Annotated in this window: 25 protein-coding genes; 12 read left to right on the forward strand and 13 right to left on the reverse strand. The window is 50.1% G+C overall.

Going from position 1 to position 25975, the window contains the following annotated elements; all coding sequences use genetic code 11:
* Positions 1-269: 269 nt before the first annotated feature.
* Both ACVBEF_RS11810 and ACVBEF_RS11815 read right to left on the reverse strand, forming a co-directional pair.
* Complete coding sequence (locus ACVBEF_RS11810; protein ID WP_447124141.1) at positions 270-1262, reverse strand: IS110 family transposase; 993 nt, start codon at positions 1260-1262, stop codon at positions 270-272.
* A gap of 50 nt (positions 1263-1312) precedes the next feature.
* Complete coding sequence (locus tag ACVBEF_RS11815) at positions 1313-1477, reverse strand: hypothetical protein (RefSeq protein ID WP_447124142.1); 165 nt, start codon at positions 1475-1477, stop codon at positions 1313-1315.
* Between the two features lie 459 nt (positions 1478-1936).
* Between ACVBEF_RS11815 and ACVBEF_RS11820 the strand changes: the two genes are divergently transcribed.
* The 5 genes from ACVBEF_RS11820 (at position 1937) to ACVBEF_RS11840 (ending at position 7153) form a co-directional block, all read left to right on the forward strand.
* Positions 1937-2722 (forward strand): SDR family oxidoreductase, encoded by a 786-nt coding sequence (locus ACVBEF_RS11820; RefSeq protein WP_447124143.1) that lies wholly within the window; start codon positions 1937-1939, stop codon positions 2720-2722.
* Between the two features lie 116 nt (positions 2723-2838).
* Entirely contained in the window at positions 2839-3855 is a 1017-nt protein-coding gene (locus tag ACVBEF_RS11825; protein ID WP_447124144.1) for an ABC transporter permease, read from the forward strand.
* An 83-nt stretch (positions 3856-3938) separates the two neighbouring features.
* A complete protein-coding gene (locus ACVBEF_RS11830; protein ID WP_447124145.1) occupies positions 3939-4889 on the forward strand; it encodes a sugar-binding protein in 951 nt (316 codons plus the stop codon).
* 71 nt (positions 4890-4960) lie between these two features.
* The gene (locus tag ACVBEF_RS11835) at positions 4961-6463 is read left to right on the forward strand and encodes a sugar ABC transporter ATP-binding protein (protein ID WP_447124146.1); all 1503 of its coding nucleotides are present in this window, start codon (positions 4961-4963) and stop codon (positions 6461-6463) included.
* A 30-nt stretch (positions 6464-6493) separates the two neighbouring features.
* Positions 6494-7153, forward strand: coding sequence for an aspartate/glutamate racemase family protein (locus ACVBEF_RS11840; protein WP_447124147.1), 660 nt, complete (start codon positions 6494-6496; stop codon positions 7151-7153).
* A 13-nt stretch (positions 7154-7166) separates the two neighbouring features.
* Here ACVBEF_RS11840 and ACVBEF_RS11845 read toward each other — a convergent pair whose 3' ends face one another.
* Positions 7167-7913, reverse strand: coding sequence for a Crp/Fnr family transcriptional regulator (locus ACVBEF_RS11845; RefSeq protein ID WP_447124148.1), 747 nt, complete (start codon positions 7911-7913; stop codon positions 7167-7169).
* Positions 7914-8178: 265 nt separating this feature from the next.
* Here ACVBEF_RS11845 and ACVBEF_RS11850 point away from each other — a divergent pair, with 265 nt between their 5' ends.
* A complete protein-coding gene (locus ACVBEF_RS11850) occupies positions 8179-9111 on the forward strand; it encodes an NAD-dependent epimerase/dehydratase family protein (protein WP_447124149.1) in 933 nt (310 codons plus the stop codon).
* Between the two features lie 248 nt (positions 9112-9359).
* Here ACVBEF_RS11850 and ACVBEF_RS11855 read toward each other — a convergent pair whose 3' ends face one another.
* Together ACVBEF_RS11855 and ACVBEF_RS11860 are read right to left on the reverse strand one after the other, a co-directional pair.
* The gene (locus ACVBEF_RS11855; RefSeq protein ID WP_447124150.1) at positions 9360-9635 is read right to left on the reverse strand and encodes a type II toxin-antitoxin system RelE/ParE family toxin; all 276 of its coding nucleotides are present in this window, start codon (positions 9633-9635) and stop codon (positions 9360-9362) included.
* Positions 9632-10108, reverse strand: a complete 477-nt coding sequence (locus ACVBEF_RS11860) for a hypothetical protein (RefSeq protein ID WP_447124151.1) — start codon at positions 10106-10108, stop codon at positions 9632-9634. Before ACVBEF_RS11860 ends, ACVBEF_RS11855 begins: the two co-directional genes overlap by 4 nt.
* Before the next feature lie 599 nt (positions 10109-10707).
* On the opposite strand from ACVBEF_RS11860, the gene ACVBEF_RS11865 reads away from it, so the two are divergent.
* The 3 genes from ACVBEF_RS11865 to ACVBEF_RS11875 are packed head-to-tail and all read left to right on the forward strand — an operon-like array spanning position 10708 to position 13371.
* A complete protein-coding gene (locus ACVBEF_RS11865; protein WP_447124152.1) occupies positions 10708-11820 on the forward strand; it encodes a HesA/MoeB/ThiF family protein in 1113 nt (370 codons plus the stop codon).
* A 13-nt stretch (positions 11821-11833) separates the two neighbouring features.
* On the forward strand, positions 11834-12487 hold the full coding sequence (locus ACVBEF_RS11870) for a 2OG-Fe(II) oxygenase family protein (protein ID WP_447124153.1): 654 nt from the start codon (positions 11834-11836) through the stop codon (positions 12485-12487).
* 47 nt (positions 12488-12534) lie between these two features.
* On the forward strand, positions 12535-13371 hold the full coding sequence (locus tag ACVBEF_RS11875) for a DMT family transporter (protein WP_447124154.1): 837 nt from the start codon (positions 12535-12537) through the stop codon (positions 13369-13371).
* A 67-nt stretch (positions 13372-13438) separates the two neighbouring features.
* On the opposite strand, the gene ACVBEF_RS11880 is transcribed toward ACVBEF_RS11875, so the two are convergent.
* From ACVBEF_RS11880 to ACVBEF_RS11915, 8 genes are all read right to left on the reverse strand, one after another.
* Positions 13439-14368, reverse strand: a complete 930-nt coding sequence (locus ACVBEF_RS11880; RefSeq protein ID WP_447124155.1) for a LysR family transcriptional regulator — start codon at positions 14366-14368, stop codon at positions 13439-13441.
* Positions 14369-14387: 19 nt separating this feature from the next.
* Positions 14388-15398 (reverse strand): SIS domain-containing protein, encoded by a 1011-nt coding sequence (locus ACVBEF_RS11885; protein ID WP_447124175.1) that lies wholly within the window; start codon positions 15396-15398, stop codon positions 14388-14390.
* A complete protein-coding gene (nagA, locus tag ACVBEF_RS11890) occupies positions 15391-16530 on the reverse strand; it encodes an N-acetylglucosamine-6-phosphate deacetylase (protein ID WP_447124156.1) in 1140 nt (379 codons plus the stop codon). The genes ACVBEF_RS11885 and nagA overlap by 8 nt, the downstream gene beginning before the upstream one ends.
* Positions 16530-17450, reverse strand: coding sequence for a BadF/BadG/BcrA/BcrD ATPase family protein (locus tag ACVBEF_RS11895; RefSeq protein WP_447124157.1), 921 nt, complete (start codon positions 17448-17450; stop codon positions 16530-16532). The genes nagA and ACVBEF_RS11895 overlap by 1 nt, the downstream gene beginning before the upstream one ends.
* Positions 17451-17505: 55 nt before the next feature.
* Positions 17506-18639, reverse strand: coding sequence for an ABC transporter ATP-binding protein (locus ACVBEF_RS11900; RefSeq protein WP_447124158.1), 1134 nt, complete (start codon positions 18637-18639; stop codon positions 17506-17508).
* A gap of 10 nt (positions 18640-18649) precedes the next feature.
* Complete coding sequence (locus ACVBEF_RS11905; protein ID WP_447124159.1) at positions 18650-19513, reverse strand: carbohydrate ABC transporter permease; 864 nt, start codon at positions 19511-19513, stop codon at positions 18650-18652.
* 9 nt (positions 19514-19522) lie between these two features.
* Positions 19523-20437 (reverse strand): carbohydrate ABC transporter permease, encoded by a 915-nt coding sequence (locus ACVBEF_RS11910; protein WP_447124160.1) that lies wholly within the window; start codon positions 20435-20437, stop codon positions 19523-19525.
* Between the two features lie 275 nt (positions 20438-20712).
* Positions 20713-21975 carry an ABC transporter substrate-binding protein gene (locus ACVBEF_RS11915; protein WP_447124161.1) on the reverse strand — a complete coding sequence of 421 codons (1263 nt, stop codon included), beginning with the start codon at positions 21973-21975 and terminating at the stop codon, positions 20713-20715.
* Positions 21976-22377: 402 nt separating this feature from the next.
* Here ACVBEF_RS11915 and ACVBEF_RS11920 point away from each other — a divergent pair, with 402 nt between their 5' ends.
* Genes ACVBEF_RS11920 through ACVBEF_RS11930 form a run of 3 tightly spaced genes read left to right on the forward strand, consistent with a single transcriptional unit; the run spans position 22378 to position 25915 of the window.
* Positions 22378-23700, forward strand: coding sequence for an ABC transporter substrate-binding protein (locus tag ACVBEF_RS11920; RefSeq protein ID WP_447124162.1), 1323 nt, complete (start codon positions 22378-22380; stop codon positions 23698-23700).
* 20 nt (positions 23701-23720) lie between these two features.
* Complete coding sequence (locus tag ACVBEF_RS11925) at positions 23721-24431, forward strand: response regulator (protein WP_447124163.1); 711 nt, start codon at positions 23721-23723, stop codon at positions 24429-24431.
* A gap of 32 nt (positions 24432-24463) precedes the next feature.
* Positions 24464-25915: an ATP-binding protein gene (locus tag ACVBEF_RS11930; RefSeq protein ID WP_447124176.1), complete on the forward strand. Its 1452-nt coding sequence runs from the start codon at positions 24464-24466 to the stop codon at positions 25913-25915.
* Positions 25916-25975: the final 60 nt, after the last annotated feature.

The raw sequence follows: 25975 nt of genomic DNA on the forward strand, positions 1-25975 counted from the left end.
TTTGAAGTGGTTGTTGACCTTGCAGGCGCAGCCACAGTTGCCGTTGCTTTTGAAGTGGCCGTTGACCTTGCAGGCGCAGCCACAGTTGCCGTTGCTTTTGAAGTTGCAGTTGCTTTTGAAGTTGCAGTTGACGTACCCCGTCATATGACGCTGCCAAATTTTTAGCCGCCAGTCGGATCAGGATGAGGACATGTTTGAGCGTAGCGAGTTGGTCCTCAGCCCCGACTAGCGGCTAAAAATTTGGGGCCCCGAAGCAACTGTCTTGAAAGTCAATCCATTTTGGTCTCCATATGTTGAAATGTCGCATCCCAGGACTTACCCGATTTGACCATGGCATTGAGGATCGTCAGGAGCTTGCGCATGCACGCCACGAGCGCTACCTTTTTAGGTTTTCCGGCAGCGACCAACCGCGCATAAAACACTTTAATAACCGGGTTGTGGTACGCCGCCGTCAAAGCCGCCATGTACAGCACATGTCGCACGCTAGCGCGGCCCCCGAAGATCGTTCGTCTTCCTCGCATCATGCCGGAGTCACGATTCATCGGGGCTACACCAATGAGCGCACTAATCTCGCGTCGATTCAACTTGCCGAGCTCAGGGACTTCTGCAATCAACGTCGAAATCGTTGTCTTGCCAACTCCCTTGACGCTGTCGAGCAGGTCCGAGAGATCGGCGAAATTCGATTTGACGTAATCCGCCATATCGTCGTCAATGCGCGCCAGCTCGGCTGTCAGCGCCTTGATGATTCTGTCGAGACTTTTTTTGGTGCGCGCATTAGTGGACTGCAACAGACGATTGTGTTCGGCACCGAGCATCGCAATCAGTTGACGATGGCGCGTCACCATCGCGGCGAGGTGCTGCTGCTCAACGTTCGGCAATGGCTTGATGAATCGGTCGCGGTGCGGGTCCTGATTCAACATCCCGGCCATCTGCGCCAGAATGCGCGCATCGATCCGATCGGTCTTGGCCAGTCGCCCGACAGAACGCGCAAAATCCCGCGCTTGTCTGGGATTGATTACCGCCACTGCATAGCCTTCAGCTTGCAAAGCACAGGCAACGGCGGACTCAAGACCACCAGTTGCCTCCATGACGATCAGCGCCACTTCAATGGTGCGCAACTGCGTCAACAATGCATCAAAACCATCGGCATCATTGTGCAGACTCAAGGTCGGCAACTCCAGACCGATGGCAACTTCTATCGTGTTTTTAGCCACATCAATACCAACGGTGATAGGTGTGGAAGTCGAATTTGGCAGGCTCATCATTACCCCTCCTTGTTTATGCGAAGTGAGTTCAAACAACTGTTCGGGCTTCAAATAAGCGGCATCACGCGTGCGCCATTTGCTTCGGGACGGGCTTGTAGACCCAAGGGGCTAACAGGCTGCACGCGGTTTGCCAAAAAAACAAAAACCAACACCAGGCTGTGGATTTGTGGACGATGCGCTACGCGCACCGGCAGGCTTGCCGTGGACAACATACAGCGCGTTGCCCACCGCGCCCACCTCCGCCCACAAGCTCCACAGCCTTCCATCATTATGGATAAAAATCTCTTAAAACCAAGATACAAGGGGCAGCGGCATCTGCGGTCGCCTTTTTTTGGTTACTTTTTTTGGCGAAGCAAAAAAAGTGACTGGCCGCCGGGCCACTCCCGGCTAGCCTCCACGAAGCGCTAACCGCGTTATCTATGTGACGACCGAACAAAACATATCGACATACAACACGGTCACATAGGCACCTGCATGCGCTGTAAATGTCAGCCGGAGAATCTTACTTGCATCGATTGGATATGTTGAGCGTTTGTTTTTTTGAGACGAGATGTCGGTGTTTTACTTTCGGAACTACGTATATTCTGACGAAGCGTCATAACGCGAAGATCGTTAAAATGTGTGGCGAAATAAGCCATTAACTAAGACACTAACGATCAAGGAACGTCTCAATGACACTCACCAAATCTTCAATCTCACCCGTAAATACTCAAAAAGTAGCCCTCGTAACCGGCGCTGGTTCCGGTATAGGCAAAACGATTGCGCTGGCACTCCTGCGCAACGGTTATGCAGTCGTGCTGGCGGGAAGACGGTTTGATGCATTACAGCAGACCATTGTTGACGCTGGTGAATATGTTGCAAGTGCGCTGCCGGTGGCGGCTGATGTCAGTGATCCGGAATCTGTAAAAGCGTTATTTGCACAGGTGCGTGCACACTTTGGGCGACTGGATTTACTGGTCAATAATGCGGGTATTTTTACGCCCTCTGTTTCGCTTGAAGACGTCGATTTTTTGCATTGGAAGGCCTCGGTTGATATTAATCTGACCGGGGCTTTTTTATGTACGCAAGAGGCTTTTCGGATCATGAAGACGCAGCAACCGGGCGGTGGGCGGATTATCAATAATGGTTCGATTGCAGCGCATGCGCCCAGACCGAATTCGGTTGCCTATACCGCGACTAAACACGCCATGACCGGACTGACTAAGGCCACTTCGCTCGATGGTCGCAAATACAATATCGCCTGCGGTCAGATTGATATCGGCAATGCGGCGACCGATATGACTGAGCGCATGGAAAAAGGGATTTTGCAGGCGAGTGGAGCGGTCGCGGTTGAGCCGACCATGTCGGTTGCGCATGTGGGCAATGCGGTGTTGTATATGGCCGGATTGCCGTTGGATGCGAATGTGCAGTTTATGACGGTGATGGCGACGAATATGCCGTTTGTCGGGCGCGGCTAGACTAGATTTAATGCTGCACAACAGCATCAAAATAATCATTTTGTATGACGGAGATCACAGATTTAACAGTTGGAGCCGCCGCATAATTATTCAAAGTTAGTCATAAAAAAATAATTATGGGGAGATATCCATTGAGCGTGATTTTGTCTGACAAGGAAGTACCTAAAGTCTCCTTTGACTTAGCCAATGCCGTTCGCGCAGGGCTTCGGATTCGTGAATTAAACATTCTTACTGTGCTGATCCTGGTCGGTTTGGCGATCAGCCTGTTTTCTCCCTATTTTTTAACGACGAATAATTTGATGGGCGTTTTCCGCTCGTTTTCATTGATCGCAATCATGTCTATCGGCATGGTGCTGGTGATCATTACCGGTGGTATCGATTTGTCGGTCGGGTCGGTGATGGGATTGTCATCGCTGGTGACGGCGCTGGCTTTTCAGCATGGTTGGGGCGCTGCTTCAGCGGTAACGGCGGGATTGGTGGTCGGGCTGGCGATGGGATGCTTTAACGGATTTTTGATTACACGCATTATGTTGCCGCCGTTTATTGCCACGCTGGGCACGATGAGCATCGGGCGTGGCTTGATGTATATCGTCACAAAAGGGGTTCCTGTGACGCCTGATGTGCCGGAAAGCTTTACTTTTCTGGGTCAGGGCTATATCGGTTTCGTGCCATTTCCGGTGGTGATCATGGTGCTGATGGCGATCATCTTTTCGGTCTTGATGCGCCAGACGCGATTTGGGCGTCATGTCTATGCCACCGGCGGTAATGAAATGGCGGCACTGTTGAGTGGCGTGCGTACTTTTCGGGTCAAATTTATTGTGTATGCGTTGTCAGGCTTGATCGCATCGATTGCCGGGATTATCAGTTTTTCGCGCTTTATCTCGGCTGAGCCGGCCTCTGGATTTGGTGCAGAACTCGATGTCATTGCCGCTGCGGCGATCGGCGGTGCCAGTCTGTCCGGCGGCGCTGGTAGTGTTTTCGGCGCAGTCATTGGCGCCGCGCTAGCAGGCATCATCACCAACGGCGTTGTGTTACTGAATATCGATACGTATGCGCAGCAGGTCATTACCGGGGCGGTGATCCTGATTGCTGTGAGCATTGATATCTGGCGCATGCGTGTGAAGCGGCGCTAAAAGAACGATCTCAGCAAGCCGAAGGCGTGCTGAGTTGTATAGCAGTAGTTAATTAAAACAAACATCAGGAGACAAAAAACATCATGAAAAATACTAAACGCTTTAACTTGACGGTCATGGGTAGTTTGACGGCATTGTCATTGGTGTTGGCTTCCAACGTCCAGGCAAAAGAACCGAAAGACATCATGATCGCGGTGGTGCCAAAAGTTGCCGTCCCTTTCTTTGACGATTGCAACAATGGCGCAAAAACTGCTGCAGACAAACTTGGTGTCAACTATCAGTGGGTGGTGCCGCAAAACACGCAGGGCGCAACACAGGTAAAAATTATCGAAGATTTGATTTCAAAACACGTCGATGGCATTGCGATTTCAGTCAACGAGCCGAAATCGGTCGAAAGCGTGATTAAACGAGCCAAGGAAAGCGGTATCAAGGTGCTGACATTCGATTCAGATTCACCCAAAAGTGTGCGCTCGATGTATATCGGTACCAATAATGAAGCTGCCGGTGGAACGATGGCTGAAACGATGGCTAAGGCGCTTGGCGGCAAGGGCGAAGTTGCCATCATTACCGGACAACTCGCAGCCGTTAATCTGAACGAACGCATCAGCGGAATTCGTAAAGTGTTGGCCAAATACCCTGACATCAAAATTGTTGAAACCCAGGGTACGGAAGATGATCTGGCCAAAGGCGTCTCGGTGGTCGAGACAACTTTCCGTGCGCATCCGCAATTAAAAGGTGTCTTTGGCGTGAGTCAGGTCGGTGGGCCTGCGGTCTCGAAGGTGATGAATACGAAAGAATTTGGCAGCATGAAAGGCAAGCTGCAAGTCCTCGCTTTTGATGATTTGCCTGACACCCTTAAAGGGGTGCGCGACGATTCGATTCAGGGAATCATGGTGCAGCGTCCGGTGAGCATGGGCCGGATGGCAGTCGATCATCTGTTTGCGCAAATTCAGGGGACTGAGCCGGTCTCGAAGGATGTGGATACGGGCGTCACGGTGGTGACCAAAGACAGCATCGCCAGCTATACCAAATAAGCCAAATAAGTAATCCAGGACCGACTCGCTTGCATTGATGGGTGAGTCGGCTTTCAGCAAAAAGGATACACATGCAATCGTTTCTGGAAATGCGCAATATCTCCAAGACGTTTCCCGGCGTGAAGGCACTTGATCACGTCAATCTGCACATCAGTGAGGGAGAAGTGCTGGCGCTCGCAGGCGAGAATGGGGCCGGTAAAAGTACCTTAATGAAGATACTCACCGGCGTCTATGCGCATGACGCAGGCGGCAGTATTCTGATCAATGGCTTGCCGACCGTGCTACGCAACAGCAACCATGCACGTGAACTGGGGATCGGGATTATTTATCAGGAGTTGTCGGTTGTCGATAACCTGAGTGTGGCCGAAAACATCTTTTTGGCTAAAGAGCAGGTGGGCCGTTTCGGCCTGCTCGACCGAAAAAGTATGAATAATGCGGCGCGTGAAGTCTTGCAATTGCTGGATATGGAGATGGAACCGACGGCGCGGGTGGCTGACCTGAGCGTGGGACAAAAACAAATGATTGAAATTGCCAAGGCGATTTCGTATCAATCCAAAGTGATCATCATGGACGAGCCGACGGCGTCCCTCAGCCATCACGAAACCCGCACATTGCTTGAACTCATCAAGCGCTTGCGTCAAAAGAACATTGGCATCATTTATATTTCGCATCGGCTTGAGGAAGTCTTTGAGCTGGCTGACCGGGTCACGGTTCTGCGCGACGGCACCACGGTAGGCGCGTTGCCGATTGCCGAGATGACGCGGGAATTATTGGTGCGCATGATGGTGGATCGGGAGTTAAGCGATCTGTATGCCGCGCCGGTGTCGCACGCAACGCAGCAGGTGGTGCTGGAGGTGCGGGATCTGACCTTACGGGTGCCAAAAGCGGCACATGCGCGTATTCGGGATATCAACTTTAAGCTGCATCGCGGTGAAATTCTCGGGATCGCCGGGCTGGTTGGTTCGGGCCGTACCGAGATCATGGAAATGATCTTTGGAATGCGCCCGTATACCGGGGACATTTTGATCGATGGTCAGCCGGTCAAGATGACGCAGCCGCACGATGCGATTGCGCACGGCATCGGCTTTGTGACCGAGGATCGCAAAGTCCAGGGGCTGGTGCTCGGGATGAGCGTGCGTGAAAATTTTAGCCTCACGCATTTAAAGACGTATTCCCCTTTTCAGTTTTTGCAGCGCGCCAGGGAAGATCAAGCTTGTCAGCAATACGTCCGTACGCTGGGGATCAAAACCCCGTCGATTGAACAAAAAGTGGTGTTGCTGAGCGGCGGTAATCAGCAAAAGATCGTCATCGCCAAATGGGTAGCGCGCCATCCTGCCATCTTGATTGTGGACGAGCCGACTCGTGGTATCGATATCGGGGCCAAAGCCGAAGTCCATGCTTTATTGTCCCGACTGGCAGCGCAAGGGATCGCTATTATCGTCATTTCGTCCGATTTGCTCGAAGTATTGGCTGTGAGCGATCGTATTTTGATTGTGCGTGAAGGCCGCATTAATGGTGAGTTCATGCGCGCAGAAGCGACGCAGGAGCGCGTCATGGCTGCCGCAACTGCTTAACACTACCCCTCATTTTATGGAGTTAGCCCAATGACTACTATCGTTGTCGTCCACACCGGCCCGGTTACAGTGCAGCCGATTAAAGAGCAGTTCAACGCTATCTTGCCCTATGCTCGCATCATCAATATCGTCGATGACAGCTTGCTCAATGATGTCCGCAGCGCCGGACATCTGACGCCAGAAGTCACCAGCCGTATCTATAGCTATATGGCAAATGCGCAGGCGATGGGGGCCGATATGATTCTCAATGCTTGCTCCTCGGTAGGGGAGGCGAGCGATCTGCTGTGTGACATGATCCGCACCCCGATTATCAAAATCGATGAAGCGATGGCGCAAGAAGCCAGCCGGATCGGTGCGCGTATCGGTGTGGTAGCCACCGTCAAGACCACACTTGAGCCGACTGTGCGGTTAATTCAAAAGAAAGCTGACGAATATAGTCGTCCGGTGACGATCACTGAAGCCATTGCCGATGGCGCGTTTGAGGCGCTGCTGGCAGGCGACGGCGAGCGCCACGACGCCATCCTCAGGCAGACGATTATTACGCTCATGGAAGTGGTGGATGTCGTGGTGCTGGCGCAGGTTTCGATGGCGCGCCTGATTCCCACACTTGGCACCATGCGGGTACCTGTTTTATCAAGTCCGAAGAGCGGCGTTGAGGCGGTGAAGCAGGCGCTGGCGTTACTTGCCTAGCAGCCTGTCAGACTTAGGGCACGCTCAGGCGTTCATGTCGCGCTGGATGGCTTAACGTGGATACATATTTTTTGGCAGGAAAAAAGCGCGTAACGAACGCTTCGGTCAGGACAATCTTGCGCTCATGCATATCCACCAGACCCTCGGCTTTGAGGTCATTGAAATGTCGGTTCACCGACTCACGCGTGGTGCCAATGAACTCTGCGAGCTTGTCTTGGGCAATCGACAGATCGATGAGGACGGCGTCGTCCTCATCGCCGTACGAAAATTGTTTGCCAATCTGATTGGCGAACATGATGAAGATATTGGTGAGGCGCTTGCGGACATCGTGCAGGGACAGATTTTCGATCAACTGTTGGGCTTCTTTCCAGCGTTGATAGTGGCTATTCATGATGTACTGGTTCAGTACCTCGTAGCGCTGGAGCAAGTCTTTAAAATCCGATTTGCGGATGTAGCAAATCATGCTGGGACCCAGCGTTTGCGCATGATGAGAATAATTGACTTCGTTAAGGACATCGCCATCGCCGAAAATCATTCCTGCTTTAATAAACGAGAGCGTGATTTCCTGACCGTTTTCGGTCAATCTGAACAGACGCACGCTGCCGGTTTTGAGCAGATAGACATAAGCACTGGGATGCTCCGGGCTATACACCGTGGCGTTTTTGCGTAGGTTGCGATGATCACTGAAGGCTGGCATCACCTCGTCGAGACAATGGCGTTCGATCAAACTCAGTAGCTCGCTTTTGCCGACAAACCACATACCTGTCTCCTTGATTATTTTTCTTGATTGTTTTTATAGGGTGCTGTCAGTTACTTGTAGGGTGCTTTTCGGCATCATGTTGGATGGTAACGCACTAAAAGCATTCTACCCGCTTGCTTTTTGTCATGTTGCAAAAACTGCAAAAGAAAAAGTGTGTCCTATACCTGTCGCAAAGTATGACTTTCATCACAGAAACTTTATCGGGCGCACTATAAGATATTCGTAATGTGAATTAACCACGATGTAAAAATAAGGAGTGAGACAAATGAGCAAACGCGTAATTGTCACCGGCGGAAGCGGCCTGGCAGGGAAGTGGGTAGTAGAAGATTTGGTGTCGCACGGCTATGAAGTCCTTAATCTTGATCGCGTGCCCATGGCCAAAGGCACCGCACGCACTCTGATTACCGATTTGACCGATGCCGGGCAGGTATTCAATGCGCTGGCCTCTAGCACTACCCCAAGAGAATTCGATGAAGATCTGGAACCCAAGCCGATCGATGCGATTGTGCATTTTGCGGCCATTCCGCGTATTTTGATCACCACCGACAATGAAGTTTTTCGCATCAACGTCATGTCCACCTATAACGTGCTCGATGCTGCGGCCAAGCTGGGCATCAAAAAGGTGATCGTCGCCTCCAGTGAAACTACCTACGGCGTGGTGTTTGCCCATCGGCATCGCGACCCTGAGTATTTCCCCCTCGATGAAGACTATCCGGTCGATCCGATGGACAGTTATGCGATGTCAAAAGTGATCAATGAAGTCACGGCCAAAGCATTCCATGCACGCACCGGTGCCGATATCTATTGTTTGCGTATCGGCAATGTGATCGATCCGGTCGATTATCAAAAATTCCCGACTTTCTTTAAAGACCCCGGCCTGCGTAAGCGCATTGCCTGGAGTTATATCGATGGACGCGATCTGGCAACCGCATGTCGGCTAGGGATTGAAAAAGACGGACTTGGTTTTGAAGTAATGAATGTCGCTGCCGATGATGTTTCTTCGGACTTGCCTACTGCACAATTGTTGGAGCGCTTCTATCCGAAAGTGCCGGTCAAAAAACAGTTGGGAGAGTTTGAGACTTTGTTGAGTAATGAAAAACTCAAGCGCTTATTGGGCTGGGAGCAGCAATATCGTTGGCGTGATCAGGTTAGTTATTCAACTTACGCAGACGAAGCCCGTCTCCTCTCTAAAGCATGATCAAAATGAGGACTAACATTTGATAGGGGAGTGCAAAACATCAGTTAATCAGATATAGATTAATCGCAGGTTGCCACGCCTGCGGTGTTTTTCGAAGTCAGGAATTTTGGGTGTTGGAAAGCCTCGGGAGATACGTATATCTGATCGGGGCTTTTGTTCGTCTAGTGGAGGATAGCGGTGCTATAAATGGTCTTAATAATTGATGGTGATGCGCGTGTACTCCAAATGATGGCAGCATTGGCGAACGTTCAGGGCCATTGTTGTGCCCCATGCAAAATACGGATCAACTCAATTTGCCTGGGTCTGACACGGTAGATCACAATAAACGCGGTCCGGTTAATAACCAGTTCACGCGTACCATGCTTGCGGCCGATGCGACCTAGTTCCGGGTGAGTAATTAACTGCCTTGTTTGCTGCTCTATCCTGTCACCTTGCTCAATGGCTGCTGTCACATTATCTTGGGCTATGCGATCAAGTTGCGCGTCACGGTTCGCTATCGCTCTGGACAGCCAAACCAATCTCAAACTGCGCTCCCTTTAGCCCGTTTCACCAGTGCGGCACGTTGTTTTTCCCAGCTCGCTTGCGCCTCTTCATCCGTTACCCATATCGTATTCGGATCGTCAGCCTCTTTAATCGCATCCTCAATCTCAGCCCGAAACCATTTGTCATAGGCGGCGGCTTCGTGTGCGTTACGCATCCGCTCGGCAGCCTTATTTTTGCTGTTTCCGCTCATCGGTGCCGAACTGAAGTCGGTTGAGTCGAGCATGTTGAAACGAGCGATATGCAATTCAGTTTTCAGATACTCAACACAGCGATCGAGCGATTTCCATAGCCGGGGTTTGTCGCTGCGCTGTACGCCCAGCGGTTTTTCTTGCGCGCCGACCGTGAGCATCACGGACCACCCCCCGGGTTGACCGATGATCGAGGCGGCGCTGATGGCGCAGGCTTCGACCATCCGTTTGGCAATCGCGGTATCAATGGTGTTTTTGGCTTGCATGATGTTCTCCGGCTAATAAGGAAAGTATAAAGTTCTATGAAATTATGTAATTTCTTAGAACTTTGTGCAATAAAATTTTCTTTTGGCGCAATTTTAGCTGTTCTTAGTCACTTTACTCAAGGCGAACTGTAAAAAGTGCGATGGGTTGCGCTGCCATGACATAAAACGCTTGAATTGCGACGATGGGGAGGTGCGCTCGGGGGGGGGGGGCGTCAGATGTGGCTAGTGATAATTAATGCTTGACAGGAATAAGTATTATTCTGGGAAAAGTATTTTAAATTTTTTTAAAATATATTATTGTGAATTCGCCTCAGCAAAGTGAGTTTTTATTAAAGAGGTATGTAGGTATTTTGCTATGCGAAAAATATTCTACATTTTAACTTATAGTAATTTATTTAAATTAAAGGTGGAAATTATGACATTTGAAAATATCGAAGAGCGTATATCTGTAATTAGTGAAGAGATAAGTATGTACAACGAGGATGTTATCGTTGAACTAGAGTCTTAATCTTTAGTAGGTAATGGCATTAATAAAGAGCATTCAAAAATTAATTGATTGCTCTTTTGTAAAATATAAATTTTATTATCAAAGGTAAGAGATGATTCCTGTAAAGCCAATGATTAAGAGATCTCACCATGTAATTTTAGCTGAAAATGGAGATATATGTATTGGAGAACTCCCTGAAAGTGCAAAGGTAATAAGAAATCCATTGCCTTGGGTTCCAATATTATTGCAAAAATTAGATGGAAAACATACAGTTCCAAGAATTATAAAGGAAATTAATGCAAAAAATTACAAAGTGCCTTCAGAAGATATTATTGGTTTCATTAAGTCATTACAGGGATTTGGTTTGCTTGAGGCAAATGAATACCATTCAGAAATATTAAAGTCGGAAGAGATTGAGCGATATAACAGACAAATTTTACAATTTTTAGTGAAAGAGAAAAATGTATCTAGTCCAATTGAATATCAAGAAAAATTAAAAAAATCAACTATATTGATTCTTGGTATGGGTGGTTGGGGTACTTGGTGTGCATTAAATTTAGCGTTAAATGGCGTAGGAAAAATAAAAATTGTAGATGGGGACATAATAGAACTATCGAATTTAAATAGACAGGTGCTTTATACGTCAGATGATATCGGCTGCGAGAAAGTTAAAGCGGCCGAAAAGTCGATAAAACGAATAAATCCTAATGTTGAGGTGGAGATTTTTTTTGAGTTTGTTATTGATGATCCAAATAGAATTGAAGAATATCTGAGTGGTGTTGATTTTGTTGTCTTGGCATGGGCTAGTCTTGGATATTACAAAAAAGGAACAATTGAAGAAATAGTACATGCGAAATGCTCTCAATTGCGAATACCTATTATAGAGCTTGGTGGTGATCCTATAGAAATATCTGCCGGACCAATTTATGAAAATAAAGACGGAATTAATATTTATTCAGATTTAAATTTTAAGAAAAAAAATAGAGTCTATTCTGACAATGATTCGATATTAATATTTCAGAAAGCCAGAATGAAAAATTCACTTCTGAATGGGAATAGGGAAGTAAATGCATGGCAAAGTTCGCCATCATTGTCTGTTATGTCTGGTATTGTTGTTGATCAAATTATTAAATATATAACAAATCACGATACGCCTCACTTGGTTGGCAAAAGAGTATTTATGTCGATGAGTAATTTTCATACGAAAGAAATTAAGATTTTTTAATATCGGAATAAATATGCATAATTTTAATGATGTTTTTAAAAAAAATGGATATGTTGTTATTGATATTTCAAAACTGTTTGGCGTCCAGTTAGACGAAATATTGAGAAAAATTAACCTTTTGAATAATGCCTCGTGGAAGCAGGTAATAAATCATAATGGGGTAGTACAAGATATTGATCTCAGTGATCAAATCGTATGTAAAGAGCATCAACTAGCATTACAAAAAATGTATGAAAGTGAATTTAGTTACAGCTTTAAGCGCATCGTGTGCGAGGGTGATGACCAGTTTTCTAAAGCAGTAAAAAATTTCTTACTATCTACTTTTTTTTCTGATTTTTTATATTCGATTACAAAAATAAAATTTAAATCAATACCTGTTCTTTATATCAATGCATTCGCAAACGGAGATTTTTTAACAACACATTGCGATGCTGGACTTGAATTTGGAATTATTATTAGCTTGACAAAGGAGTGGGATGTTAATTTTGGCGGACTTACATTCATACTTGATTTGGATAGAAAAAATATAATTGATATCGTTAGTCCTGGTTTTGCTAAATTAATTGTATTCGATACGAAACATAGATTGGCACCACATTTTGTTAGTATGGTTTCATGCCCGCCTGATCGTCGTAGGATGTCTATTGTTGCTCGATTTGATATATGAGGGGACTATTGGTTTCTATATGTCGCAGCAATTTTACTAAATTAATTTTGATCGGATTAATACTAGGATTAAATTTTCCAGCAACAAAATTCGCCGTAGAAAAAATTGGTGTATGGAATTTTAGGATGATATCTTCCAGTGTTGCTTTGATTCCATTGTTAATAGTGTGCCGTAAAACATTTTCAAAAAATATTTTTGAAAATAAATGTAATATTATAATAATATTTTTTCTCGCAATACCTAATATATTTTTAGTGCCAATGTTAAATGGATTTTCATTACTTATTTCTAAATCATCAACATCATTAGTACTGATTTACTCTATGCCTTGCATGGTGTCGATATTGAGAATGATACATATTAAAAAAATTGACTTATATTCAATAGCGGCTGGAGTATTAACTTCTTTATCTATATATGGCATTGTGTATAAACAAGGATTTGGTATTGGAGAGGCACTTATTTTAATTAGTGCATTTGTATGGGCTATAGGTACTTTTTTTACTGGTATTTATAAAACAGATATTCCATTAGTAATATCAACTACCTTGCAGTTTTTAGTGTCTTTTGTATTGATTTTAATAGTTTATATATTTGTTGATAATTCTATTGGGAATTTTGAAATGGAATTGTCTGCAATCCTTGTTTCAATATATGTTGGTTTGTTTGGCAGCGCTTTTGTATTTTACTTATGGTTTTCTTTGATAAAAAATAAAGGATCTGAGTTTGCCTCTTATGCGTCCCTGCTTTCGTTAGTGTTCGGTGTCATTTTTTCTAATATTATTCTCGGCGAGGAAATTACGCTAAGTTTTTGTTTTTCAATAGTATTAATACTAGTTTCTATTTTAATTATTTGCTTTAAGGAAAATAAAATTCACAACTGAATGGCGAAAAATGGAAAAAAGATAGGTATTCAAAATGACAAATTGTAGAGAGTACCCGGTGGAAGAATTAATTTTTTAACGCGGATTCTGTCTTTAGACAATCTGAAATATAGTCGATAAAAGCACGTGATTTGGCGGCGAGATAGCGGGTAGGGGCGTAAAGAATCCATGCGGTCCCGCAATACGATGTATTGAAATCCCATTCAGGTAATACGGTGACGATGGTTCCTTCTTTAATGGCATCTCTGGCAGTAAACAACGGCAGACTGGCAATACCCAGGTTTTGACGCACGCTATCCAATTGCACGTCGGCATCATTGGCGGCATACCTTCCCTTGATCGTGATCGTCACTGACTCCGCTCCCCTTTGAAACTTCCAGCGACGATCATGGGTGTTCTCGCCGAGATATAAACAATTGTGTTCAGACAGTTCGAGGGGATGAAGCGGTGTCCCCATTGTCTTGAGATATTGACTCGAGGCAACAATGACGTGCTTGACTTGCATGAGCGGGCGTCCTGCTAAGCCCAGGGGCGGCTGATCTGTTATGCGGATCATCAAGTCCATTTGATCGTCGATCAGATCAATATGGCGATTACTCAACATCAGTTGAATGTTTACCTTCGGATATCGGTGTAGAAACTTCGGTATGTGCGGGTGAATAACAAAGCGTCCAAACGCCTTTGGCAGGCTCATCCTGATGAGCCCCTGTGCTTCGTCACAGGATGCTTCGCCGATGTCCATAACGGACCGTGCAGCCAGCACCATTTCCCGACAACGTTTAAAGGCTTCAACTCCAGCCTCGCTTAGTCGGAGCTTGCGCGTAGATCTCTCTAGTAGCCGCGTAGAAAGTGTCCGCTCAAGCCGCGTAATCTGACGGCTTACCGCTGAGGGCGTTATGCCAAGTTGAGCGGCAGCAGCAGAGAAACTTCCTTTTTCTACGACAAGAACGAAAGTCGCCATTTCTACCAGCTTGGTGATGTATAGATTTGGCTCCATTTCGTTGTCCCAAAGATGCTTAACTGGTTTTAGTTACCTTACTAAGATGCCGCGGCCGATCCGGATCCATCCCGCGTGCAATGGATAGTTGCGCGGCCATGACATAAAACGCCTGAATGGCGACGATAGGATCGAGGTCGGGCGTGGCCGCAATGGGGAGTGTCAGATCGCGCGCGGGGATATCATCGGGTGCGGCTAACAATACTTTGGCGCCGCGTGCGCGCATTTCTTCGGCCAGTGTCAGCAAACCACTTTGCGTGGGGCCACGGGTGGCGAAAATCAGTAACGGGTAGCCTTCGTCGATCAACGCCATGGGGCCGTGTTTGATTTCAGCACCACTAAATGCTTCGGCTTGGATGGCGGAGGTTTCTTTGAATTTCAATGCCGATTCGAGCGCCAGCGGGAAGCTGATGCCGCGTCCGACGACCATGATGTTGGTCGCTGGCGTGAGGACTTCTAGTGCGGCTGACCAGTCGCAATGGCTGGCCGCTTCTAATGCCTCGGGCAATGTTTCCAGCGCGGCCAGGAATGCCGGATCGTCTTGCCAATGTGCTGTGAGTAATGCACTGGCGACTAAGCTGGCGATAAAACTTTTGGTCGCGGCGATGCTGCGCTCGGCGCCGGCGTACAGCGGCATGGTCCATTCGGCGCTGGCGGCCAGTGGCGATGCGGCGTCGTTGACCAAGGCCACCGTGGTGGCACCGCCATCCCGGAAATACTGTGTCGGCAGGATGACATCGGGGCTTTGCCCGGATTGCGAGATTGCAATCGCCAAGGCATCACGCGCTTGCAGTGGTGCGTTGTTCAGGGTGACCAACGACATAGGCAAAGAGGCGACGATGCGGCCAAGTCGCGCCATGATGAGGTAGGCGCAGTAACTGGCGGCGTGGTCCGAGCTGCCACGTGCTACGGTCAGAATGCTGGTCGGCGGTGCAGCGCGCAAACGACGACCGAGTTCGGCATAGCGATCCCTTTCCTGTGAGAGCTGAATGGTGACTTGCGCGCTGGCCGAGCGTGCTTCTTTAAGCATCAATGAGCTTGAGGTCAATCTGTTCTCCTTCTACATACACTGCGGTGAGGTTGAGCTGGTGATCGAACACCAGAATGTCGGCGAAGCAGCCGGTTTTGAGGCGACCGCGTTCGCTCATTCCAAGATAATCGGCCGGATAGGTGGCGCAACGTAAAGAGGCTTCGGCCAGATCGAGTCCTAGTGCGACTAAGTTACGCAAGGCCTGATCCATCGTCAGCGTGCTACCGGCGAGCGTGCCGTCGGCAAGGCGCACGCCGCCCATGCATTTATGGACGATTTGTCGTCCCAGCATGTATTCGCCATCGGGCATGCCCGATGCTGCGGTGGAGTCGGTCACGCAATATAGACGCGGAATGGCGCGCAATGCGGCCCTGATTGCGCCGGGATGGACGTGCAACAGATCGGGAATGAGCTCGGCGTATTCGGCATGCGCTAATGCTGCACCCGCCATGCCCGGTGCGCGATGGTGAAAGGGGCTCATGGCGTTGAACAGATGCGTAAATCCGGTCGCGCCATTGTTGAGCGCAGCCAGGCCATCTTCGTAAGTTCCCAACGTATGCCCGATTTGCACCCGCATGCCGCTTGTGCTGAGGGTCTTGACCAAGTCCAGATGACCATCGACTTCCGGTGCGATCGTAATGAGTTTGAGGGGCGCAAAGCTGCGCAGCCAGTCAACTTGTTCGAGGGTGGCTTCAATGGCAAAGTCGGGCTGCGCGCCGAGTTTGCCGGGATTGATGTAGGGGCCTTCCAAATGCGCGCCCAGTACCCGTGCGCCGCCGTGGCAGCGGGTCAGACAGGCGCGGCCGATGGCGCTGAGTGCGGCTTCAAGGTCGGCAATGGGTGCGGTCATGGTGGTTGCCAGCATGCTGGTGGTACCGTGTTGCGCGTGCATTTTTGCGATGATATTGACGGCGTCGCCTGCGTTCATGACGTCCTGTCCACCGCCGCCGTGGACGTGCAGATCGATGAAGCCGGGCAAAATGTAGACACCGTCGTCAGGCATAATTTGATCAGGATCGAGGTCAATGGCCTCACCGCTGATATCCGTGATCAGTTCAGCGAAGCTGATCGCCCCGGCGATCCAGCCGGTTGGCGTGAGTACATTGCCATGCAGTTGGGTGACTGAGGTCATCAGTATTTCTCCGCAAGATGTTGACGAATCAGTAGCAATCCACCCGCCGCCGAATCGGCTTGCGGCAGAGAGCTGCGTTGTTGCAGGGTCGGCGGCAGATAGTTCAGCAGCACAGCCCCCAAGCCACCGCATAACGCTAACGGCAATTGTCCCCATGGATCTAGTGCCGCCGCCATTTTTCCGATTTCGCCAGCGGCCCGGTCGAGCATCGCCTGCGCAACTTTATCGCGTGCAGCATGTTCGATGATCAAGGGGGCTAATTGCGCATATTTGCTTTGATTAGCCTGCCCCAGCCAGTTGAGCACGCTGTCGCGCATGTGGCCTTCATGCCCACGTGGATTGCCGCCGCAATGCGTGATCACGCTGTCAGCTAAAGGACAACTTTGCGCACGTCCGTCGAAGACTTGTTGCACATAATTGATCGCTAACAGGCCGAGCCATGCGCCGCTGGCCTCGTCTCCGGACGGGAAACCCCAGCCGCCGATGATCTGTTGCGTTCCATCGTAGCGCAGCACCGCACCGATGCTGCCGGTACCGACAGCGATAATCGCGCCCGGTTGACCTTGATGCGCACCGAGTAGCGTTGTAATGGCGTCGGACGCCACAACAATGCTGCCGAAGCCGGAGTTTTTGGCGCTGAACTCCGTCGCCCATGTCGGGACATTCACCCCTGATAAGCCAAAACCGACTGCCATTGTTTTGAGGGGCGGCAATGGGATTGCGGCTTTGTCAAAGCCTTCTGTAATCGCTGCCATGATGGCCATCCTGGCGATATCACGGCCATGCATCAGCGCAGAGGGTCCGCTGGTGACTTCGGCTAAGGGTGTGCCATCCGCATGTTCGATACGCACGTGGGTTTTGGTACCGCCGCCGTCGACGCCGATCAGATAATCGTAATGTGAGTTCAGCACTGTATTCACTTCAAGTCCTGTTTGGTTGGGGAAGCATAAAGTTTACCAATGTTTACCTCCGTCATTATGGTTTTGATGAAATCAGATTCCCGGGTTTGTTCCGGCGCAGCGCGCAGCCGTTGGCATCAAAGGCATGGAAGGCGCTGCTGGCCGCTGAGAGGGCGATATTCTCACCAATGCGCACGGTATTGTTGCCATCCCCGCGCACCACAATATCTTGCCCGTTTGGTAGCGTGGCGTAGATGAAATTAGCTTCTCCAAGATGCTCGACGATGTTGACGGTGGCGCTGAAGATTTCACTGCCGGCAGCGTTTTCTACAATGTGCTCGGCCCGCAATCCCAGAGTGACCGGATCGCCGATGCGGAGAAGCCCATTGGCTGCGGTGACGCAGACATCGGCGCGCACTTCCTGGCCGCCGTCTAATTGGACTTTGATGCTATCGGCTTCGATGGCGCTCACCAATCCCGGCAATAAATTCATTTTTGGGGAACCGATAAAGGTCGCCACAAAGAGATTTTCCGGTTGCTGATACAGCGACAGCGGTGTGCCTGATTGCTGGATGTTGCCATCGTTCATGACGACGATTTTGTCGCCCAAGGTCATTGCCTCAACCTGATCGTGGGTAACGTAGACGATGGTGGCGCCCAGCTGGCGATGCAGTTTGGCGATCTCAAGCCGGGTTTGTACGCGCAGGGCGGCGTCCAGATTGGAGAGCGGCTCATCGAATAGAAATAACCTTGGCTTACGCACAATCGCACGCCCGATGGCAACCCGTTGGCGCTGACCGCCGGAGAGCTCACGCGGGAGTCGATCGAGCAAATGATCGATCTTCAGAATCTCGGCGGCGTGGCGGATTTGCTGATCGATCGCAGTTTTATCGGTCCCGGCGACTTTAAGCCCGAACGCCATGTTTTTATACACGGTCATGTGCGGATAGAGCGCATAGCTTTGAAACACCATCGCAATACCGCGCTCGGCTGGCGGCAGGTGATTGACGATTTGATCGCCGATGGATAGCTCGCCATCGGTAATGTCCTCCAAGCCGCACAGCATGCGTAGCAAAGTCGATTTGCCGCAGCCGGAGGGGCCGACCAGCACGCAAAATTCGCCATCTTCGACTTCGAGATTGATGCCAGCCAAGACATCTTGCTTGCCGTCGTAGGATTTTCTGAGTTGTTTGATACTAACGTTAGCCATGTTTACTTTCTTATTTCACTGCGCCGGAAGTCAGGCCGCGGATTAATTGACGCGAGAACAGTACGTACAGAATCAGAATCGGAATCACCGCCATTGATAACGCGGCCAGCACGGAGTTCCAGTCGGTAACGTATTGACCAATGAATTGCTGCACGCCGAGGGTGACGGTTTTGGTGTCGTCGCCGGGGGCCAGAATCAAGGGAAACCAAAGATCATTCCAGGCCGGGATCATGGTGAAGACGGCAACGGTGGCAATCGCGGGGCGAATGAGCGGCAAGATAATCTGAAAAAATATCTTGAATTCGCCGACGCCGTCGCAGCGTGCGGCCTCCTTTAATTCCTTGGGTATCTGACGGATAAATTCGGACAGAATCATCACCGCCAGCGGCAAGCCTTGCGCGGTATAGACCAGTATCAAGGCGGTACGGGTATTGATCAGATTAAGCGCGACGACTAATTGCAAGATCGATACCGTGCCAAGCCGGATCGGGATCATGATGCCAAGCGCCAGATAGAGTGCCATCATCCTGTTGCCGGGGAAGGTGTATTCCGAGAGCGCCCAACCGGCCATTGCGCCGAACAGAACGATCAGCAGCAATGCGCCCAATGTCACGATCAGGCTATTGCTGAAATACAGCATGAAGTTGGTGTTGGTGAGGACCTTTTCGAAACCGATCAGCGAGAACGTATCGATGGTTGGGAGTGCTAGCGGATTGTCGAAAATAGCGTCGCGTGACTTGATTGAATTGATCAGGATCAGCGCTATCGGAAACAGCGCAATGACGGCATAGCCGCATAGCACGATATGTACCCAGATGCGACCGATTTTATGGAACGAGCGCCGCGCTTGGGGTGGAAGGGTGGTTGAGGTCATAGCATATCCTTACAGCTCATAGCGCGTGAGCTTGCGCTGGATGACATAAAAGTAGACCGCCACGCCAATCAAAATCACCAGAAACATCAGCGTTGCGACCGCCGCGCCCATGGTCGGACTGCCGACTTGCGCCTGATAACCAAAGAAGGTGCGATAAAAAAATGTACCCAGCAAATCGGAAGAATAATTCGGCCCGGCCAGTGCGCCCTTGACTGAATAGATCAAATCAAATGCATTGAAATTGGCGACAAAAGTCAGAATTGTGACGAGTCCCAAGGTGGGCAAAATCAACGGAAGTTTGATTTGCCAGAAGATGTGCCATGCACCAGCTCCTTCGGCGTAAGCGGCTTCCAGCACTTCTTCCGGGACGGCAAGCAAGGCGGCATAGATGAGCATCATCGGGATGCCGATGTATTGCCAGACCGAAATCAAGGCCAGCGTTATTAAGGCGGTCGATTGTTGGCCCAGCCACGGGGCGAAGAAGTCCGCCATGCCGACAAAGCCCATCAGTTTTTCACCCACGCCCCAGAGTGGCGACAGAATCAATTGCCAGATAAAGCCAATGATGACGACCGATAGTAATGTCGGCAAAAAAATCAATGTCCGGTAGGTACGCGCCCAGCGCAAGCCTTTGAGGCTAAACAGCGTTGCCAGCAAGAGTCCGATCGGGTTTTGTATCAGCATGTGAATGGCAAAAAATTTCACGTTATTCCACATCGCATTCCAAAACGCGGTTGACCAGTCGGAATCGAACAGGATGGTGTGATAGTTGGCAAGCCCGACGAAGCTATGCACGCCAGCGTCGCTGGTGGTGTAAAAGCTGAGCCGCAGGGTGTCGAGCAGCGGCAGGGCGCTGAACATCGAATAGATGATCACCGCTGGCGCGAGAAAAATCGCGATATGCCAGGGGAATGGTTTTTTCACTGGGGGTCTCCAGACGTACTATTTGAGTCGAAGGCAGGGAGTCTAAAGAGTGAAGTTGAGGATAAGGTTCCTAAATCAACCCTACGTCGAATTACCCTTACCGTTCGCCCTGAGTAGCCCATAGGGCGTATCGAAGGGTTGCTTGAGTCAGCGATAACTTCGATACGCCCTTGGGCTACTCAGTTCGAATGGTTGGTGTTGATTTTTCAAAAGCCTAGAGTCTTTTGGGTCAGATCAATCACCACCGTATTTCAACGCTCCAGTCATCCTGCCGATTATTTTTGCTGCGGCTTATACCATTTAGCAAAGCCAGCCTGGATTTGCGCGGCAGCATCTTTCGGCGCTAATTTGCCGTTCAATACTTGCGCGTTGACGTTCCAGAGCTCGTTTTCCATACTCGGCGTGCCGCGGTTAAGAATTTGCGAGTTCAGGCGGATGGTGGACGAGCAGGTTTTGCGCCAGTCGATCATTTGTTTGGCAATCGGGTCTTTGACCGAAATCAAATGATTTGATAACGAGAAGAAGCCGGTGACCTTGTTGGTGTAGATATCGGCAAATTCTTGCGAACCCAGCCATGCCAGAAATTTATAGGCGTCTTCTTTATTTTTAGACTTTTTGTTGATGCCCACGCCGATATCGTTATGGTCGGAGATGTAGCACTGATCGCCAGCTTTCGGCACTGGAGGCGGGAAAACACCCATTTCAAATTTAGCGTTGGTGTTGAAGTAAGCGATATCCCACGATCCAGTCGGGTAGATGGCACCTTTGCCTAACGCAAACTGATTTTGGCTATCGCCGTAGGTTTGTGCGCTGGCACCTTTGCCGAGATATTTACCAAGTTTTGCTTCGTAGTCGAACGCGGCGACAAATTGCGGATCGGTGAATTTTGCTTTGCCCGAGATCAGCGCTTTACGGCCTTCTTCACCTTTCCAATAATTGGGGCCGATGCCGGTAAACATGACCTGGTTGGATTCCCATTGATCGGCAGTGCCGAGTGCTAACGGGGTGTATTTGCCGTTTGCCTTAATGGTGTCGAGGACTTTAAAGAATTCGGCTTCTGTTTTCGGTGGCTGCAGGTTGAGTTCTTTGAAGATTTTCTGGTTGTACAGGAAGCCGTGCATCACGGAGGCGATCGGCATGCAGAAGGTGTCTTTGCCGTCATCGGTTTGCCATGCAACTTTGGCGGAGGCGGGGAAGTTTTCCATGCCCGCTTTGCCATCAAGTTTTTCCAGCTGGCCTTTGTTATATAGGGACAGCGAAACGTCAAAGGGACGGCAGGCGACCAGATCACCGGCGGTGCCGCCCGCCAGACGCGCGGTCAGGGTGGAGTCGTATTCGGTGGGGGCGGTTGGTGAAAACTTGACTTTGATCCCGGGATTTTTCTTCTCAAAGGCAGGGATCAGTATGCCTTCCCATAACGCTTTGTCATCGACGCGCCAGCTTTCGATGGTCAGCGTACCGGCCTGGGCGGTACTGATGGCGGTGCATGCGGCAAGGGTGGCAATCGTGCTGAGAACAGCATTACGGATGGTATGCATGGTTTGTCTCCTGTTTGTGATGGGGCGAAGCTTTGTGAGCCCAACTCTTTGGTTGTTGTGTTGGCTCGGCGAAAGGACAGTATCACTATCTTTGTTGCGCGGCTATAGTCACTTTTTTCAGTCTTAAATTATCAATAAGTAATTGATTAATATAGATAATTTTTTATTTTGAGACGATGTGGGCAGCGCTGGCATTACATATATTTACATTGCGCACAGCGCAGGTCTGGCTTGTATGGGTAAGATTTTTTGATATCGAAATGAAAATTCATTTAACTTTACAAATCTTTACAAAAATGACCATATTCTGACCCATCAGGTGCGGCAAATTCCGTGCATGAACGCGCTTAAAACATCGTCAACTTACGTTATAGTCGTCCGCGAGGTGGGGACAAGATAAAAATGATCAGAGCTATAAAAATACAAACAAGCGTGTTGCTTGCTGCGTTATCCATCGTGGTGGCGGGCGCGCTGGTGCCGGGATTGTCTTACGGGGCTATGCGTCGCGTTACGCCGCCGGTGGCTCCGGAAAACTCTCAGCCAACTTCATCGCTACAGGTATTGCATTGGTGGACTTCTGACGGCGAACGTCAGGCGGTCAAGGTGCTGATCGATAAACTGGCAGAAGAGCATATCGTCTGGCGCGATGCCGCCATTCCGGGCGGGGCAGGACTCGGTGCCAGTAAAGTGCTCAAGAGCAAAATTCTCGCTGGCGATGCACCGGAAGCAGCCCAGCTCAACGGCGTGGTGTTCGGTGAATGGGCAGACTTGGGTTTATTGCTGGAACTCGACGATGTATCGACGGCCAACGATTGGAAAAAGTTGTTGTTTCCGACGGTCTTGTCATTGGTGCAAATTCGGGATCACGTCGTGGCCGCGCCATTGGGGATACATCGGATTAATACGCTGTTTTATAACCGTAAAATATTTGATCGGCTCGGTTTGTCGGTGCCAACGACGTGGGACGACTTTGATCGCGTGGCCGCGACATTAAAACAGGCTGGCATCGTGCCGTTGGCGCAAAGTAGTGAGGCGTGGCAGGTAGCGACCTTGTTTGAGACGCTGGTACTGGCAGAAAGCGGTCCGGCGTTTTATCGGCAATTGTTCGTTGCGATGCAGGCCCGGGCTTACGACGATCCCCGCCTGATCGATGCCTTAAAACGCTTGCGCGGACTCAAACAGTGGATGCCAAAGCCTATCAAAGAGCAGCCGTGGAATATGGTGACGCGGCAACTTGCGCATGGCGATGCTGCAATGCTGGTGATGGGCGATTGGGCCAAGGGGGCGTTGCATGCATGGGGGCGGCAGACCGATGTGGATTTTGGCTGTAGCACGGTGCCGGGGACGGCTGACTACCATTTGTATAGCGTCGATACGCTGGCGATGTTTGCCGGTAATTACGGACATCAGGCGGCACAGGAAAAGTTGGCACAGATTGCGATGTCTGAGGCGGTCCAGACGGATTACAACCAACGTAAGGGCGCGATCTCGGTCTGGCGCTCGCCGAACATGTCAACCATGGATAGTTGTTCTTTAGCGTCGTGGCGCAGTTTTAGTAAAGGGGCGGCATTTCAAGCGCCTAGTCTGGTGCACAGAATGGCAACCGATGAGATGACGAAAGACGCCATCGTGGCCGAAGTGCGGCGCTTTTTTATGGATGACAACATCACTGAAATCGATGCGCAGCGGCGGCTGGCGGCGATTGCGCGTAGTGCGCTTAAATAGACTAACGACGAATAAATCTTATGCGTAAAATTTTGATTGTGGACGATGACCATAAAACTTTGGCGTTGTTGAAAGCGTATCTGGAAAAAAATCAATATGAGGTCACGCTAGCGCATGACGGTGCGACCTTTCTGGCGGAGTTCCAGCGCAGTGCGGATACGTTATCGCTGGTGATTCTGGACGTCATGCTGCCGGACACGGATGGCTTTGCATTATGCAAAATCGTCCGCCGCCGTTCTAACGTGCCGATTATTATGCTCACCGCCAGCTCGGATGAAACCGACCGCGTCGTCGGCCTGGAGTTGGGGGCCGATGATTACATGGGCAAGCCTTACAGCCCGCGCGAATTGTTAGCGCGGATCAAGGCGATCCACCGTCGCATGGGTATCGAGACGGCGACTACGCCGCGTTATTATCGGTTTCTGGGTTTTACGCTCGATACCGTGGAGCGCACGGTGCTTGATGCCGATCAGCGGCTCGTTGCGCTGACGGGTCTGGACTATCAACTATTGAAATATTTTGTCGCCCATCCCGGCGCGATTCTCGAGCGTAGCGTGTTGTTTGAAGAAACCCGCGGTCGTGATTCCGGCCCCCTGGATCGTTCGCTCGACGTGCAAATCAGCAAGCTGCGCGACCGTCTCAGCGATGACGGCAAAGCGCCGCAATTGATTAAGACTGTGCGTGGCGCAGGTTATGTGTTTTCTGCTGACGTCGTGGTCTCTGCAACTTGAAACCGATACCGGAACGCTTTTCTTACCATCGCATGGTGATGCACCTGTTGGCTAGGAGTTTGCCGCAGTCTTTGCTGGGGCAATTGTCTGTTGTGATGGTGCTGGGCGTATTGGTGACGCAACTGGTCGGCGGCGTGATTTGGGCTGCACAGTTACGTGCTAAATCGGAGACTGAAACCCGTATCGCCGCCCAGCATTTAGGACATAGCGCAGCGAGCGCGATCCGCTATTTTAAAAGCTTACCGGCCAACTATCGGCCCATCATGATTCAACAATTGCGTGAAATGGGCGGCACGCGGTTTTTTGTGAATGCCAATGATGCGCCGATTCAGATGCAATCGATAGGCGCTAATCCGTTAGCCGACATGGCCAGCCAGACGGTGCTGCAAACACTACGCGCAGATCTGCCTTTTTTATCGGCGTTCAGGCTGGCGTTTGCGTGGCCGGATGCGGTCAATGTGTCTGATGACGGCCTCAAGATTGCCGATTTGCCCGATAACTGGGTGCAGCATATTTTGTTGCTCAAGCCCAATCCTGCTCCCGTGTTAGTGATACAGACCCAGCTTGAGCCGGGTAAATGGTTGTATCTGGCGGCGTTGATGCCGAATCCGTATTTTCTCGACAGTGACAGTCCGTTGTCACCGGATCGGCTGGTATTACAGGCACTGTCTTTAGCGGCGGTGTTGCTGCTGTCGATTCTTGTGGTGCGCTGGACGACGCGACCATTGGCGGCATTGTCGGACGCCGCAGAAGCGTTTGGCAAAGGTGAAACCGTGCCTGAATTGCCTGACACCGGAAGCCGCGAGTTTGTTAAAACGGCACGCGCTTTTAGCGCCATGCGGGAGCGGATCAAGCGTTATCTGGAAGATCGGGAGCGCTTATTCGTCTCTATTTCACACGATTTGCGCACGCCTATTACGCGCTTAAAACTCCGTACTGAACTGCTCGACGATGACGCTGTGCGGGCGGAATTTCACGAAGATTTGGATGAGCTCGACATGATGGTCAAAGGCGCGTTGCAGTCGGTCAAGGACAGCGATATTCATGAGAATCGTACCGAAGTCCGGCTCGATGCGCTAATCCAAAGAATGATCCGTGACGCGAGGATGGCCGGGCATGCGGTGGCTTTTGTTGATGCCGGATTGACGGTGATGGCGAAACCGTTGGCGCTTAAACGGGCGATTGGGAACCTGTTTGACAACGCGCTGTTTTATGGTGAAAGAGTGGAAATTTCGGTGCAGCAGGGCGCGGCTCGGTCCGTCATCATCCAGATTCGCGATCATGGGCCGGGTGTGCCGGAAGATGCCTTTGGGAGTTTGTTTCAACCTTATTTACGCCTTGCGCATGGGCGCGATCAAAATGCTGGCGGGATGGGACTTGGGCTGGGGATTGCCCGCAATATTGTGCAGGCGCATGACGGAGAGTTAGTGTTGGCGAATCATCCAGAGGGTGGGTTGGTGGCGAGGATTGTGTTGCCGGGGTGATGTAACTTATGGATTGACAATTTTCGGATTGTTGTACTAATATTAGTACATATTGTAAGG

This window comes from Glaciimonas sp. GG7 (genome assembly GCF_052976905.1).

What these genes read in the sequence shown, in the direction of transcription:
- ACVBEF_RS11810 (WP_447124141.1), bottom strand. Translation starts at nt 1,262, where the DNA reads ATGAGCCTGCCAAATTCGACTTCCACACCTATCACCGTTGGTATTGAT.
- ACVBEF_RS11815 (WP_447124142.1), bottom strand. Translation starts at nt 1,477, where the DNA reads ATGTTGTCCACGGCAAGCCTGCCGGTGCGCGTAGCGCATCGTCCACAA.
- ACVBEF_RS11820 (WP_447124143.1), top strand. Translation starts at nt 1,937, where the DNA reads ATGACACTCACCAAATCTTCAATCTCACCCGTAAATACTCAAAAAGTA.
- ACVBEF_RS11825 (WP_447124144.1), top strand. Translation starts at nt 2,839, where the DNA reads ATGGGGAGATATCCATTGAGCGTGATTTTGTCTGACAAGGAAGTACCT.
- ACVBEF_RS11830 (WP_447124145.1), top strand. Translation starts at nt 3,939, where the DNA reads ATGAAAAATACTAAACGCTTTAACTTGACGGTCATGGGTAGTTTGACG.
- ACVBEF_RS11835 (WP_447124146.1), top strand. Translation starts at nt 4,961, where the DNA reads ATGCAATCGTTTCTGGAAATGCGCAATATCTCCAAGACGTTTCCCGGC.
- ACVBEF_RS11840 (WP_447124147.1), top strand. Translation starts at nt 6,494, where the DNA reads ATGACTACTATCGTTGTCGTCCACACCGGCCCGGTTACAGTGCAGCCG.
- ACVBEF_RS11845 (WP_447124148.1), bottom strand. Translation starts at nt 7,913, where the DNA reads ATGTGGTTTGTCGGCAAAAGCGAGCTACTGAGTTTGATCGAACGCCAT.
- ACVBEF_RS11850 (WP_447124149.1), top strand. Translation starts at nt 8,179, where the DNA reads ATGAGCAAACGCGTAATTGTCACCGGCGGAAGCGGCCTGGCAGGGAAG.
- ACVBEF_RS11860 (WP_447124151.1), bottom strand. Translation starts at nt 10,108, where the DNA reads ATGCAAGCCAAAAACACCATTGATACCGCGATTGCCAAACGGATGGTC.
- ACVBEF_RS11865 (WP_447124152.1), top strand. Translation starts at nt 10,708, where the DNA reads ATGATTCCTGTAAAGCCAATGATTAAGAGATCTCACCATGTAATTTTA.
- ACVBEF_RS11870 (WP_447124153.1), top strand. Translation starts at nt 11,834, where the DNA reads ATGCATAATTTTAATGATGTTTTTAAAAAAAATGGATATGTTGTTATT.
- ACVBEF_RS11880 (WP_447124155.1), bottom strand. Translation starts at nt 14,368, where the DNA reads ATGGAGCCAAATCTATACATCACCAAGCTGGTAGAAATGGCGACTTTC.
- ACVBEF_RS11885 (WP_447124175.1), bottom strand. Translation starts at nt 15,398, where the DNA reads ATGCTTAAAGAAGCACGCTCGGCCAGCGCGCAAGTCACCATTCAGCTC.
- nagA (WP_447124156.1), bottom strand. Translation starts at nt 16,530, where the DNA reads ATGACCTCAGTCACCCAACTGCATGGCAATGTACTCACGCCAACCGGC.
- ACVBEF_RS11900 (WP_447124158.1), bottom strand. Translation starts at nt 18,639, where the DNA reads ATGGCTAACGTTAGTATCAAACAACTCAGAAAATCCTACGACGGCAAG.
- ACVBEF_RS11905 (WP_447124159.1), bottom strand. Translation starts at nt 19,513, where the DNA reads ATGACCTCAACCACCCTTCCACCCCAAGCGCGGCGCTCGTTCCATAAA.
- ACVBEF_RS11915 (WP_447124161.1), bottom strand. Translation starts at nt 21,975, where the DNA reads ATGCATACCATCCGTAATGCTGTTCTCAGCACGATTGCCACCCTTGCC.
- ACVBEF_RS11920 (WP_447124162.1), top strand. Translation starts at nt 22,378, where the DNA reads ATGATCAGAGCTATAAAAATACAAACAAGCGTGTTGCTTGCTGCGTTA.
- ACVBEF_RS11925 (WP_447124163.1), top strand. Translation starts at nt 23,721, where the DNA reads ATGCGTAAAATTTTGATTGTGGACGATGACCATAAAACTTTGGCGTTG.
- ACVBEF_RS11930 (WP_447124176.1), top strand. Translation starts at nt 24,464, where the DNA reads ATGGTGATGCACCTGTTGGCTAGGAGTTTGCCGCAGTCTTTGCTGGGG.